This window comes from Streptomyces sp. NPDC053076, assembly GCF_044546845.1.
GTDB lineage: Bacteria > Actinomycetota > Actinomycetes > Streptomycetales > Streptomycetaceae > Streptomyces.
Genome location: NZ_JBITZL010000001.1, coordinates 1,375,703 through 1,389,265, shown reverse-complemented (window position 1 = coordinate 1,389,265; position 13,563 = coordinate 1,375,703). Strand labels below are relative to the sequence as shown.

11 protein-coding genes and 1 pseudogene are annotated in these 13,563 nt (G+C 73.2%); 6 read left to right on the top strand and 6 right to left on the bottom strand.

All coding sequences use genetic code 11. The features are described 5' to 3' along the window. Positions 1–413: 413 nt before the first annotated feature. The 3 genes from ACIGYR_RS05560 to ACIGYR_RS05550 all read right to left on the bottom strand — a co-directional run bounded on the left by ACIGYR_RS05560 (position 414) and on the right by ACIGYR_RS05550 (position 2,772). Positions 414–890: an SRPBCC domain-containing protein gene (locus ACIGYR_RS05560; protein WP_399601515.1), complete on the bottom strand. Its 477-nt coding sequence runs from the start codon at positions 888–890 to the stop codon at positions 414–416. Between the two features lie 98 nt (positions 891–988). Next, positions 989–1,804, bottom strand: coding sequence for an SAM-dependent methyltransferase (locus ACIGYR_RS05555; protein WP_399601512.1), 816 nt, complete (start codon positions 1,802–1,804; stop codon positions 989–991). Between the two features lie 92 nt (positions 1,805–1,896). Then, positions 1,897–2,772, bottom strand: a complete 876-nt coding sequence (locus ACIGYR_RS05550) for a helix-turn-helix domain-containing protein (RefSeq protein WP_399601509.1) — start codon at positions 2,770–2,772, stop codon at positions 1,897–1,899. 1,154 nt (positions 2,773–3,926) lie between these two features. On the opposite strand from ACIGYR_RS05550, the gene ACIGYR_RS05545 reads away from it, so the two are divergent. Then, positions 3,927–4,583: a GNAT family N-acetyltransferase gene (locus ACIGYR_RS05545; protein ID WP_399601506.1), complete on the top strand. Its 657-nt coding sequence runs from the start codon at positions 3,927–3,929 to the stop codon at positions 4,581–4,583. A gap of 6 nt (positions 4,584–4,589) precedes the next feature. Then, positions 4,590–4,703: pseudogene (locus ACIGYR_RS05540) on the top strand (antibiotic acetyltransferase); the annotation flags it as partial. A gap of 85 nt (positions 4,704–4,788) precedes the next feature. Here the strand turns inward: ACIGYR_RS05540 and ACIGYR_RS05535 are convergent. Then, positions 4,789–5,247, bottom strand: coding sequence for a flavodoxin family protein (locus tag ACIGYR_RS05535; RefSeq protein ID WP_399601504.1), 459 nt, complete (start codon positions 5,245–5,247; stop codon positions 4,789–4,791). Between the two features lie 109 nt (positions 5,248–5,356). Between ACIGYR_RS05535 and ACIGYR_RS05530 the strand changes: the two genes are divergently transcribed. After that, complete coding sequence (locus tag ACIGYR_RS05530; RefSeq protein WP_391837500.1) at positions 5,357–5,998, top strand: class I SAM-dependent methyltransferase; 642 nt, start codon at positions 5,357–5,359, stop codon at positions 5,996–5,998. 97 nt (positions 5,999–6,095) lie between these two features. Continuing rightward, entirely contained in the window at positions 6,096–6,806 is a 711-nt protein-coding gene (locus tag ACIGYR_RS05525) for a lipoprotein (protein ID WP_399601499.1), read from the top strand. Between the two features lie 14 nt (positions 6,807–6,820). Here the strand turns inward: ACIGYR_RS05525 and ACIGYR_RS05520 are convergent, their stop codons facing one another. Beyond that, a complete protein-coding gene (locus tag ACIGYR_RS05520; protein ID WP_399601497.1) occupies positions 6,821–7,453 on the bottom strand; it encodes a GNAT family N-acetyltransferase in 633 nt (210 codons plus the stop codon). A 160-nt stretch (positions 7,454–7,613) separates the two neighbouring features. After that, positions 7,614–9,698: a DUF1996 domain-containing protein gene (locus ACIGYR_RS05515; protein ID WP_399602325.1), complete on the bottom strand. Its 2,085-nt coding sequence runs from the start codon at positions 9,696–9,698 to the stop codon at positions 7,614–7,616. A gap of 377 nt (positions 9,699–10,075) precedes the next feature. On the opposite strand from ACIGYR_RS05515, the gene ACIGYR_RS05510 reads away from it, so the two are divergent. Continuing rightward, the gene (locus ACIGYR_RS05510) at positions 10,076–11,815 is read left to right on the top strand and encodes an NlpC/P60 family protein (protein WP_399601494.1); all 1,740 of its coding nucleotides are present in this window, start codon (positions 10,076–10,078) and stop codon (positions 11,813–11,815) included. A gap of 366 nt (positions 11,816–12,181) precedes the next feature. Further along, positions 12,182–13,546, top strand: a complete 1,365-nt coding sequence (locus tag ACIGYR_RS05505) for an FAD-dependent oxidoreductase (protein WP_399601492.1) — start codon at positions 12,182–12,184, stop codon at positions 13,544–13,546. Positions 13,547–13,563: the final 17 nt, after the last annotated feature.

Here is a 13,563-nt window from a genome sequence, read left to right as displayed (position 1 = left end):
GGGCACAGCAGGCGCCGTCGAGGCCCCGATGGACCTGGGCGTCGACGGGATCATCACCGACTGCCCCGACCGCGTACGGCGGATCATGGCCGGCCGCGGCTGAACCGCTCCGTTCAAAGGCGTGGGCCCCGCCCCGAATGGGGCGGGGCGGGGCCCGCACCCGGTGACAGGCCGGCGGTGAGGGCCGCGGCGGCGAGAAGGGTCTTGCGGCCACGGGCGGTCATACCGACGGACATGTGTCTCATTCCCCCGGATACTTCGCTCCCGGGCCGATCCCGTCCATCGACGGTCCGTAAGACCGCATTTCCCGCGGCGTGGTTCCGCTTCTCAGCGCCTTCTTTCCGGGGGGATCAGCCGCACCTGAGGCACGAAAAGGCTGTGCCGGTTCCGGACGCGTCACGCCCGTCTTCCGGTCATTCCGGTTCCGGCGACTGCCGCTCCTCGGCGAGACGGGCGAGGTTGTCCAGGGCCATACGGGTGCCCAGTTCGTTGTCCCCCGGGGGGATCGCGTCGGGGACGCCCTCGTGCCGGATCTCCACGTCCGTGCCGCCGCCGGCCGCGGTGAGCGTCGTCGTCATGGTCATGGGCGAGCGCAGCGCCTCGTCGCCGGTCTCGAAGGCGAAGACCTCGACCACCAGTGCGTCGGGAACCAGCCGGGCGAAGTGGCCCCGGTAGGTGTCCGTGCGGCCGCCGGACTTGCCGGCGGCGGACGGGTCGTCGTAGGTGAGGGAGATCCGGAAGCGGCCGCCCTCGCGGGCGTCGAACGTGTGCACATGGGCGGTCATACCGGCCGGCACCCGCCAGGCGGCGACGGCGCCGGGGTCGGTCAGCACCCGGTAGACGGCGTGCGGGGGCGCCTGCACATGTCGGACGACGCGGGTGGTGTACATGGGGCTCACGGTAGCCGCCGGGCGCCCGCCCGGCGGCTACCGGGGCCGGGGGCGGGGCCGGGGTCCGGGAGGTGGTTCGGACCCCGGCCCCGGGTCTGTCACGGCTTGCGGGCGACCGCGCCGTACATGGCGATGTCCTCGTCCCGGATGCCCTGCTCGCCGTTGCCGTCGGGGTGCCACTTGTGCACCTGGACGATGCCGGGTTCGACCAGTTCCAGGCCCGCGAAGAACTCGTGGGCCTCGTCCAGCGTGCGCAGCCGCATCGGCATGTTGCGGGCCGCGTACTCGTGGGCCACCCGGCCCACCTCCTCAGGGGCGAACTCGGCGGTGGCGATGGACATCGCGAGGTAGCTGCCCGAAGGCAGCGGCTCCAGCAGCCGGCGCACCACGCCGACCGCGTCGTCCGCGTCCAGCATGAAGTGCACGATCGCGATGACGGTGAGGGCGACGGGCCGGTTCAGGTCCAGGGTCTCGCTCAGCACGGGGGCGTTCAGGATGGCCGCCGGGTCCCGGAAGTCGGCCTCGAGGTACGCGGTCCGGCCCTCCGGGACGCTGGCCAGCAGGCCCCGGGAGAGGGTGAGCACGATCGGGTCGTTGTCGACGTAGACGACCCGCGACTCGGGCGCCACCGCCTGCGCGATCTCGTGCAGGTTGGGCGAGGTCGGGATGCCGGTGCCGATGTCCAGGAACTGGCGCACGCCCGCCTCCTGGGCGAGCCATCGCGCGGCGCGGTTCATCCAGTCGCGGTTGGCGCGCATGTGCACCGGGAGCGCGGGCCACTCCCGGGCCATGGCGTCGCCCGCTTCCTGATCGGCGGGGTAGTAGTCCTTGCCGCCGAGGATGTAGTCGTAGATCCGGGCGGAGTGGGCGTTCTCGGTGTCGATCCGGTCGGCCGGCCATCCGTTGTCGGGCAACGCCGTGTCTCCCATTCGAGTCGGGGGGCGGGGCTCGCGTCAGCGAGTGCGGAGCGGGTCGCGGGGTGCGGGCGGCGGGTTCGGGCGGCGGGTCACCACTCCTTGCGCAGCGCGGCGAGCAGGGTCTCGGTCTTCCTGCCGGACGCGGCCTGGACGCTGAGCCGGTCCAGGGCCTCCCGGTAGACCACGACGTCGACGGCCTTGTCGAGGTAGACCGCGCCGACGAGACCGCTCAGGTAGGCGATGTCGGGCAGTTCGCGGGCGCGGAACCGGAAGAGGTGGAACGCGCCGGCCGGCAGGGCGGGATGCGGCCCGTTGGCGAACGGCATGAGCTGCACGGTGATGTGGGGCAGCCGGCCGACCTCGATGAGGTGGTCGATCTGCGCCCGCATCACCTCGGGGCCGCCGACCGGCCGGCGCAGCGCGGTCTCGTCCATCACCACCCACAGCCGCGGCGGCGTCGGTCTGGCCAGCACTTCCTGGCGGCGCATGCGCAGGGCGAGCCGGCGCTCGGTGGTCTCCGTGGACGGGTGCGGTTCGGCCGCGGTGAGCAGGGCGCGGGCGTAGTCCTCGGTCTGCAGCAGGCCGTGCACGAACTGGTTCTCGTACGCCCGCATCTGCAGGGCCGCCTGTTCCAGGCTGAGGTAGGCGGCGAACCACTCGGGCATGACGTCGCGGTACGTGTGCCACCAGCCGCGCTTGTTGGCCTCGCGCACGGACTGCAGGAAGGTGTCGATCTCCTCCTGGTCGGTGACGCCGTAGACCTGGAGGAGTTTCTCGGCGTCCGCGAGCCGCAGCCGCGCCACCTTGGCGGCTTCCATGCGGCGGATCGTGGAGTGGCTGACCCCGATGGCCGCGCCCGCCTCGGCATAGCCGAGGCCGGCCCGGGTGCGCAGTTCCTCCAGCTGTCTGCCGAGGATCATGCGCAGCACGGAAGGGGCACCGCCCCAGTCGGTCTCCGCGGTCACTCCCACCCCCTCGTCACGTCCGGGATCATCCCCGCACGCGATCGGCTTCCCACCCATGCGATCACGTTCTGACGGAAGCAGCATGCACTTGGCCACTTGAAAATTTCAACTTGTCGGTTGCGGAGCGTGGTTGGCAGGTGCCAGAGTGGGCCCACCGCTCCGGCCGAAGCATGGAGCGGGCGGCGCGGCCGACTTGGGAAGGCGGGCCGCCCCCACTGCCTCCGGTCAGGCGGTGGACGTCTGCTGTCCGGGCGGCCGGCCCGCCGCCCACGACCCCGCTCGAGGCCGGACGAAAGGCGCACGGCGATGGCTCCGCCCTCCCTCCCCCGACCGCTCCACCGGCGACTCCCCCTGGCGGGCGGCCTGCGCAGACCGGCGCGGACCGCCGTCGAGGGCGGGGAGGTGTTCCCGGCCACGGCGGCGCCACGGCGCCGGGCTGCGGACGCCGTGGTACGTCCCGTTCGAATACCGGACGGCGGGCAGCCTCCGCATCGGCTGCCGGCCCGGCCCGCGTCCCCGGGCCGCCCGGAGGCGAGCGTCCTGGTCGACTCCCCGGGCCCGACGGCCCCGACCGGCTCGCCTCCGGGCCTTCACTCCCCGGCTCCCCAGACCGCCCCGGCTCCGCGGATACTCTCGGCCCCCCGGACGGTCCCCGGTCCGCCGGTCGCGCGGCCCTGGGCACCGCCCGTCCCGGCGCAGGCGGCCCGCTGACCGTCCACCGACCGTCCACCCCCGAAGGACACCGGCACGGGCAGGGCCTCTTCCGCGCCGGCGCGCTGACGCCCCGCTCCCCCGCGCCCTCCGACACCCTCACCCCGGACCATCCCCCATCTCCACCCCCACCCCGGACCATCCCCCACTCGTCCGAAGGACAGCCATGCACTCCACCACGCCCCACCTCCACCCCACCACCTCCCAGGCAGCCGACCCCTCCTGGACCGGCACCCGCCCCAAGTCCGACCCGCGGGAGCAGGCCGGCTGAACCGCACTCCGAAGCGGTCCTCTCCCGGCAGGCGGCAAGCCGCGCCCCTACGGCAACCCGACCGCGACCCGCTAGATTCACCGCCGGTGCGGGTCGTCCGCGCTGCCTCGGCGGGCCGGTTTCCGGTACGGATCCCACGTCCGCCGTGCGAGCCGTACCGCCGAGGGGTGCCATGGTCTGGTCGCTGTTCCCCCGCCGCCGGACCGCGTCCGGCCTCCCCGAGCCGGGAAGGTGCGAGCGCGGCCGGCATGTGCTGGTCACCGACCGGCTGCTGCTGTTCACACCGCGGACCCGTCTGGACATAGTGGCGGGGCTCGCGGCGAGCGCGGACGCCGAGGCACAGCGGTGGCTCGGCACCCAGGCGGACGAGGTGCTGCCCGATCCCGGCACCCGCCGGGCCCTGCTGGCCTGGCGGCCCGCCGGCGACGACGGCCGCCGGATCCCGCGCGGCCTGGCCGAGCCGTACACTCCCGGCCCTAACGACCCGTTCTTCCTGGTCTGCGTGCGCCGGTCCGACCTCAGCTACGCCGGTGGCCTCGAACTGCAGCACCGGACGGGTGAGATGGGCGGCTGGCTGGCGCCGGCCGTCCGTGGCCGGGGCCTGGGCGCGGAGCTGTTCCGCGCGGGCGTGGAGCTGGCCCACGCCCACGCCGGACTGGTCACCGTCCGGGCCGGGGCCGAGCCCGGGAACACCGCGAGCCGGCGGGCCCTGGCCCGCGCGGGCTTCGTCCCGGACCTGGGCCCGGCCCGGCACACCCTGCCCGACGGCCGCGTGGTCGACGCCGTCTGGCACCGGCACGACAGCACGGCGGCCGGCCGCTGCCACTGACGCGTACCGCCTCCCACCCTGGGCGGCTCGTGGGCCGGCCACTTCGACCTGCTCACGGGCCCGCCGCAACGTGGGGACACCGTCGTCGGCGAGGACGTCCGGTTCGGTCACGGAGTGACGCGCGCCAGGGCAGCGGGCCCGGTCCCCGCACGCGTGGGCGGGCAACGCCTCGGTGCCGATGTGCCGGGAGGCGCGGGCGCCCCGGTCAGGCGTCGGGCATCAGGCCCGCCGCGACGGTGGCGCCCAGTTCCCAGCACGCCTGTGTGTCGGCCTTGCCCGGCTCGCCGGTGACGGTCACCGGTTCGGCCGTCCGGCGCCAGCCGAGGCCGGTGGTGACGGTCTCGATGGCGCGGACGGCGCCGGTGACGTCGTTGCCGCCATGGACGTAGAAGCCGAAGGGGCGGCCCCGGGCCTCGTCGAGGCAGGGGTAGTAGATCTGGTCGAAGAAGTGTTTGAGAGCGCCGGACATGTAGCCGAGGTTGGCGGGTGTGCCGAGCAGGTACCCGTCGGCTTCGAGTACGTCGGAGGCGGTGGCGGACAGCGCCGCCCGGCGTACGACGCGGACGCCCTCGATCTCCGGGGCCGTGGCGCCGGACACCACGGCTTCGAACAGCGCCTGGCAGTTGGGCGAGGGGGTGTGATGGACGATCAGCAGGGTAGGCACATCCGGCACCCTGCCGTGCGTCCGCCGCCCTGGCAAACGGCGGACCGCGGCGGGCTCCGTGCGGGGCCCGCCGGAGGGCGGGCCATCTGGGACAACGGGAGGAGTCGTCGTGGCCGAGGAGGACCGCCGGGCACCGGCCGCCGTGGTGTTCGACGCACTGGGGCCGGCCTACGAGCACGCGTTCGCCGGCTCCGCGCCGCACCGGGCGTCGCTCGGCCGGCTGCTGGAACTGCTGGCGCCGGGCAGCCGGGTGCTGGACGTGGGCAGCGGGACGGGACGGCCGACCGCGCAGACCCTCGCCGAGGCCGGCCACCGGGTGCTGGGGATCGACATCTCCCCCGTCATGGTCGGCCTGGCCGCCCGGCAGGTGCCCGGCGCCGAGTTCCGGCTCGCCGACATCCGCGAGACGCCGTTGGCGGAGGCTTCCTTCGACGCGGCGTGCGGGTACTTCTCGCTGCTGCAGATGACCCGCGCCGAACAGACGGCCGTCGTGGCGAAGCTGGCCCGGGCGGTACGACCGGGCGGCCTGGTCGCGCTGGCCACCGTGCCCCTGGACGTGGAGGACGTCGAAGGGGTCTTCATGGGGCAGCCGGTCCGGGTGACGAGCTTCCCCGCCGAGGCGTTCACCCGCCTGCTGACCGAGGAGGGCCTGACGGTGCTGTCCGAGGAACAGGCGGTGTTCACCCCGGCCCACCCCGAGGCCGAGCCCGAGCCCCATCTCTTCCTGCTGGCCCGGCGCGGGGCGGAGTGACCCCGGGCCGCTGGGCCCGGGCGTACCGGAGTATTGCGTTCGGTGCTGTCGGCACCCTCGGTTACAGTGGCCGCTCTTAACCGAAGGGGAGACGCCAGTGCAGGTCAGGGTGGGGGCAGTCGGGGGCCGAGCGCTCGTCGCGGTGACGCTCGCGGCGGTGCTCGGCGGATGCGCGGAATCGGCGGACGACGCGAAGGCGTCCGCGAGCCCGTCGGCGAGCGCCAAGGGCGCTGCGGCCGGCGGCACGGCGGCGGAGGGGACGGCGGCGGCCCGCGGCGGCACGATCGGCCCGGCCGGTTCGGCCTGTGAACTGCCCGTCAGGTTCGACATCGCCAAGCACTGGAAGGCCGAGTCGATCGACGCGGAGAAGGAGCCGGCCACGTCCGGGAAGGGCGAGGACGGCGACCTGAGCGGAGCGCTCGCCGACGCCCTCCTCCGGCAGGGACCGGTCACCCTGGCCTGCGAGATCGATGCCAAGCCGGCCGGCAACATCGGCTACCTGCGTGTGTGGACCGGCAAGACCGGCGACGCGGACGCGGGCAGTGTGCTGCGCCGGTTCGTCGCCGCCGAGGACAACGTCAGCAAGGCGAAGTACCACTCCTTCAAGACCGGCGGCGGCCTCGCCGCGGTGGAGGCGGAGTACCTCTACACCAGCAAGCTCCTGGAGGAGACGAAGAAGGAGAGCGCCTTCGCCGTCAGCACGCCCGACGGGCCTGTCGTCCTCCACCTCGGCGGCATGGACACCGAGGAGCACGAGGAGATGCGGCCCGCGTACGACCTCGCCAAGCGGACCCTCACGCTCTCCTGAACTCCGCCGCCCGCTCAGTCGCGGCTCGTGCCCCGGCCCAGGTAGGTGAGCGGACCGGCGTCCGCGACCGGGATCTCGTGGAAGCCCACCCGGTCGTAGAACGCGCGGGCCGCGGTGTTGGCGGTGACCATGCCCAGGTGGACCGCCTGGACGCCCTGCCCGTGCAGGGCGTCCAGGAAGGTGTGCAGCAAGCGGCGTCCGTACCCCCGCGCCTGCCAGCGGGGCAGCAGGTCGATGTGCAGATGGGCGGGGTAGGCGGCGAGTTCGGGCACGAGCATCCGTTCCGGGTGGTGCAGGAGCCGGATCATCTCCTCGGTGGGAGTGCGGGGCGGCCCGGCGGGCTCCGGGTATCGGCCGGCCAGCCGGGGGATCCAGGTCCGCCCGAAGTCCTCGACGAACCGCTCGGTGTCCGCGGTGCCGAGGATGTATCCCACGGCCCGGCCCGTGCCGTCGTCCAGTACGAAGGCCAGGTCCGGGGCGAAGTGCCAGTACGGCTCGGCGAAGATCGACGGCATGAGGCGCGGGTCGGGGTAGATCGCCCGGGAGTCGCCTCCGGCGTGCGCGGTGCGGACGCAGACGTCGGCCACGGCGTCGCGGTCGGCGGAACGGTAGGGCCGGATGACGGGGGCCTGTTCCAGGTACGGCATGTCCCTATCCTTGCCTTGATGGGAGCGCTCCCACAAGGGGTTCGGTACACGGGTACGGCGGCCACCCGTCCGAGGGGTGGCCGCCGTACCCGGGTCCAAGCGGGACGGCCCGGTGTCGGGCAGTCAGGCAGTCAGGCAGTCAGGTCGCCGTGCACGCCGGTCAGTACCGCATGCGCCTGGCCCGCAGGAGCATGAACAGGCCCGACAGGGCGAGCAGTGTGCCGATGGCGGCCGGCCACAGGTGGGCTCCTGTCTCTGCCAGACCGCCCTCGGCCGCCTGGGGTTCGGTCTGCGCTGCCGCCGGCGGGACGTATCCGGCGGCGGTGGCCTGGTCCGAGGCGGAGGAGTCGGGCGCGGGCGAGGTCGGTGCGGACCGTGCCGGTGCCGAACGCGCTGTCGTGGACCGGGGTTGCGCTGTCGTGGACCGGGGTTGCGCTGTCCCGGCCGGTCCGGCCTTGGCGTCGGTGTCCTTCCTGGTGGTGCGGGCCGGTTCGGTCGTCACGCCGGTCCGCGGGACGTCGCTTGGCCGGGAGGCCGACGGGACCGGCGCGACGGTGACGCCCTCGCCAGGCTCCGTGGCGGTGCCTCCGCCGGGCTGCGTGGCGGTGCCTTCGCCGGGCTGCGTGGCGGTGCCTTCGCCGGGTTCCGTGCCGGTGGCTCCACTCGAACCCGTGCCGGTGCCCCCGCCGGGCTTCCCGGTGGCGTCGTCACCGGGCACGGCCGTGGCGCCGGAGCCCGGACTCGCCGTGGGCGTCCCCGTCGCCCCGGAGTCGTCGGCGGAGGCGCCGCAGGTGCGGCCGGAGTTGACACAGTCGACCATCTCGCGCATCAGGTCCTCGTCGAAGACGTTGATGAAGTCGCCGTGGTCGGTGACGGGCTTGTGCAGCTGCTCGGGGAAGGAGTCCACCGCGAACAGCGGGACGGTGCGGCCCCCGTCCGCGACGCTCGGCGCGGGGACGTCGTAGACGATGCGCTGCACCAGCTGCGGAATGGGCTGGAAGCCGGCGGGGCAGGAACCGTCCTCCGCGGCGAAGGCCACATGGGTGCGGTGGTTGGCACTGTCGATGTTGCGGCCGTCCCAGCAGCTCTGGAACCGGAAGGTGCGCACGACGTCGCTGCCCGACGGGCACAGCGGGTACTTGTCCTTCAGCTGCCGGTCCTCGTACCCGGTGCAACTCCAGGACGCGTTGGCGTTGCCGGGGCCGTTGACGAACGCCTTGGCGTCGCCGGTGATGATGCGCAGCAGGCGCGGCATGGCGGTGACCTTGCCGCGCGGGTTGCCCACGAAGGTCAGCGTCACCTGTTTGGGGGTGACGATCTGGCCCGCGTTGCCCTCCGTGCCGCCGCCCGGGGCTCCGGCATCGCGTTCCTGGGTGCCGTTCTGCAGGCGGAGCACCGGCCAGTAGTAGGTCGATCTGTCGCCCTGGTCCACACAGCTCGTGTCGGCGTTCGCCAGGTCCTCGTCGCTCGCGAAGGCGGTGTTGGACTGATTGCCTATGTAGTCGTGGAAGTGATGGGCGCCGTTGGAGACGCCTGGGGCGACGATGACGTTGTCGGAGTTGAACAGGCCGTTCGCGTTGACGCCGCAGTCGGAGGTGAAGGTGCCCCGGGAGGCGTCGGCCTGCGGGGGCGGGGCCGGCGCGTCGGGCTGTACGGCGGTGATGTCCGCGTAGTCGGAGACGACGGGTCCGTTGCCGCCCTGACCCGCGCCGTTCTGCCCCTGACCGTTCTGCCCTTGGCCGTTCTGCCCCTGGTCACTCTGTCCTTGGCCGCTCTGCCCTTGACCCTCGCCTGGCTGGGTGCCGTCACCCTGGGAGGCCGGAGGCTGAGCGCTGTCACCGGGGCGCAACGTGCAGGCGGCCCAGGTGTCCAGGCCCTGCGGACGTTCCCCCGCCCGGTCGATGGTGTCGGCGATCCGTCCGATGGACGCCGACCGCTTCTCCTCCAGCGGGTTCATGATCGTGTCGTCTGCGGAGTCACCGTCCCGGCCGCCGGCCTGACTCCATCGCTGAAGCTGCCGGTACGCCTCCGCCGTCTGCTGGTCGAGCAGGGCGAGTTCACGGTCGACGTCCGCGCGGGCCGCGTCCGGCACGGCCGTCAGCCGACTTCCGACGTCGGGGCAGTCGATGGTCGGCATGCCGGTGGACAGGACGTGTCCGGCGGAGTCCGTGCCGGATTCCTCGCCCCAGCCCTCGGAGGCCGAGGCGTAGACGTTCGCCGCGACGATACCGGCTCCGCCCAGCATCAGGGCGACCGCGGCGAGGGTCGCGCGTCGTGCGCCGGTCGGGCGTCTGCGCCTGTTGCGTACCAAGGTTGTCCCCTGTGTGTGATCGCCGGTGGGTGTGATCGCCGGTCGGACATGGAGTTCCCCGTCTTCATACGGAGGGGGGAGGCACCGTGTTCAACACAGTCGCGAACTCATCGGGAGATCACAGGAAACCATGACCGCCTCACCTTCCCCACCGAACATCACTGCGAACATCACGAATATGTATCGGACATTTCGCCCCTCAACCTTCACACGAGGCACACACGTTGGCTAGGTTGACGCCTGGCCGCGCCCGGCACCGCCCCGGCGAGCCGCCCAACTGCCCTGATGGGCAAGGAAGGAGCCCGTCTTCCATGGCGCCGGAGAGCCGCGACGAGGTTCGGCAGCGGATCGACTCCCTTTACGACCAGGCCGAGAACGCCACCGGTAACTTCAACGCGACCCGGGCCATGGCCCTTCGGGCGCGTTCCCGGGGCGTCCCGCTGGCCAAGCGGCCCAGCCGACGTCCGGATCCGGCGCTCGACGAGATCACCCGGCAGTGGTTCGACTCGGTACGCGGCAGAGTCGGCCCGACCGTCCCCGCCGTACTGCCCGCCGGCCGCCTCCCGGGGCCGGTGCCCGGGATGCCGGACACCTCGGTCGCTGCTCTGGACCGGAGCGGGGGCGGCGCCCTCGTGGGCGGTGAGCGGGCGGCCCTGGGCCCGGGGCCCGCCGCACCGGCACCCCAGGCCCTGGAGCGGGGCGCCGGCGGTGCGATGGCCGGACTGCCCACCGGGGGCGCGCTGGCCGAACTACCGGCCGGAGACGCGATGGCCGCGCTACCGGCCGGGGGCGCGCTGGCCGAACTGCCGGCCGGAGGCGTGAAGTCCGCGCTACCGACCGGTGGGGGGATGACCGAACTGCCGACCGGGGACGCCATGACCCCCCTGCCGGCCGGAGGCGCGATGACCGCGCTGCCGATCGGGAATGCGGTGGCCGGACCGTCGGCGGCCCTCCCCGTAGACCCGCTGTCGGCCGTGACGCCGGGGGGCGGGTGGGTGGCGCCACCCGGTACCGAGCCGGCTCAACTCGCGGGGACCGCGACACATTCCGTCGGTGGTCTGCCGGCGTGGGCCCCCCTGAGCTCCCCGGAACCGACGGCGCCCGTCGGCACGGCGGACCTGCCAGGCCTCTGGGAGCAGGGCACGGTCAGCGGCCTTCCCGCGACCTCGGCGCCCGCCGGCACGGCGGACCTGCCGGGCCTCTGGGAGCAGGGCACGGTCGGCGGCCTTCCCGCGACCTCGGCCCTCCTCGCGGCCCCGGACCCGGCGCTGCGGGCCCCGGGAGACCGGGTGCAGGCACCCAGGCCGCTGCCCGGTGCCGCCGGGGCCGGCCGCCTCTCCCCCGTCGTCGCCAAGGCGGCCGTCCGGCACAAGCTCGCCGGTGCGGCCGACCTCCTCACCCGGCACACCGCCCGACTCGCCCGGCCGGCCCAGGCGGTCGGGGTGACACCGGCTCCGGTCGCCGGTCTCCCGGCCGCCGTCAAAGCGGCGACCGGCGCCGGCGCCTTCACCTACCCGGCACCCCCCGCGTCCGTCACCGACACCGGCCCCATCCCGTATTCGGCCATCCCCGAGGCCATCCCGTATTCCGCCGTCCCCGAGGCCATCCCGTATCCCGCCGTCCCCGAGGCCACCCCGACCGCGCCCGTGCCGACTTTCCTCACCGGCGGCCCGGCACCGCTGTCACCGCGCGCCTCGCGCGCAGGCAAGGCGGTCGCCTTCGCTCGTGCGCAGATCGGCAAGCCGTGCGTGTGGGGTGCGACGGGGCCGGACTCGTACGACTGCTCCAGCCTCACGCAGGCCGCGTGGCGGGCCGCGGGTGTCATGCTGCCGCGCGCCGCGCACGAGCAGGCGCTGGCGGGTACCCCGGTGACGGCGGCCGGGATCGAACCCGGTGACCTCGTCCTCTTCTTCGATGACGACCGGCATGTGGGCCTCCACGTCGGCGACGGGATGATGGTGCACGCTCCGGGTCCGGGATCGATCATCCGTGAGGAGTCGATCTACGGCGCCGGGGAAACGGCGATCCGCCGGATCGTCCGGCCGGCCTGACCGGATCGGCACGGCGGCCGCACCGGCTCGGGCGGTGGTCGAGCCGGGGCGGGCGCGGCCCAGGGAGTGATGGGTGGCGTCGGGCTCACGGATGCCTCGGCTGTCCTCGGCGCGGAACGAATGCCGCGGTGTGCCGCATGCGGTCCCGGGTGAAGGCAGAGGCAGGGCCCGGGACGTGTACCGGCCGCCGCGGGCGCCGCGTCGCCGCCGGACCCCCGTCCGGCCACCGGTCTGCATAAGCAACGCCTGGACACCCCATAAGATCAGCTTATGAGGTCATAGACCGGACCCCCGTACCAACTTAGGTGTGCCTTAGTTTAGGCTTCCTGATCAAGTCGCCCATTCGCGCTCGAAGGGAACCTGATCATGCCGCGCCCCCTGCGGGTAGCCATCGTCGGAGCCGGCCCCGCCGGGATCTACGCCGCCGACGCCCTGCTCAAGTCCGAGGTGGCCGCCGACCCCGGCGTGTCCATCGACCTCTTCGAGCGGATGCCCGCCCCGTTCGGCCTGATCCGGTACGGCGTCGCGCCGGACCACCCGCGCATCAAGGGGATCATCACCGCCCTGCACCAGGTGCTGGACAAGCCGCAGATCCGTCTGTTCGGCAACGTCGACTACCCGACGGACCTCAGCCTGGACGACCTGCGTGCCTTCTACGACGCGGTGATCTTCTCCACCGGCGCGATGGCCGACCGCGAGCTGTCCATACCGGGCATCGAGCTGGAGGGCTCCTACGGCGCCGCCGACTTCGTCTCCTGGTACGACGGCCACCCGGACGTGCCGCGCACCTGGCCGCTGGAAGCCGAGAAGGTCGCCGTGCTGGGTGTCGGAAACGTGGCCCTGGACGTGGCCCGTGTCCTGGCCAAGACCGCCGACGAGCTGCTGCCGACCGAGATCCCGCCGAACGTCCACGAGGGCCTGAAGGCCAACAAGGCCGTGGAGATCCATGTCTTCGGCCGCCGTGGCCCGGCGCAGGCGAAGTTCAGCCCGATGGAGCTGCGCGAGCTGGATCACTCCCCGAACATCGAGGTCATCGTCGACCCCGAGGACATCGACTACGACGAGGGTTCCATCGAGACCCGGCGCGGCAACAAGCAGGCCGACATGGTCGCCAAGACGCTGGAGAACTGGGCGATCCGGGACGTCGGCAACCGTCCGCACAAGCTGTTCCTGCACTTCTTCGAGTCGCCGACCGAGATCCTCGGCGAGGACGGCAAGGTCGTCGGCCTGCGCACCGAGCGCACCACCCTGGACGGCACCGGCAACGTCAAGGGCACCGGTGAGTTCAAGGACTGGGACGTCACGGCGGTCTACCGCGCGGTCGGCTACCTCTCCGAGAAACTGCCCAAGCTGCCCTGGGACATCGACTCCGGAACCGTCCCGGACGAGGGCGGCCGGGTGATCCAGAACGGCGGCACCCCGCTGCAGTCCGCCTACGTCACCGGCTGGATCCGCCGCGGCCCGGTCGGCCTCATCGGCCACACCAAGGGCGACGCCAACGAGACCGTGGCCAACCTGCTGGACGACTACGCCCACGGCCGGCTGCACGCCCCTTCCTCGCCCGAGCCGGAGGCCGTGGACGCCTTCCTCGCCGAGCGGAACGTGCGCTTCACCACATGGGAGGGCTGGTACAAACTGGACGCCGCCGAGCGTGCCCTGGGCGAGCCGCAGGGCCGCGAGCGGGTGAAGATCGTCGAGCGCGAGGACATGCTGCGGGAGAGCGGGGCGTAAGGTCCCTGCTCCCCCGT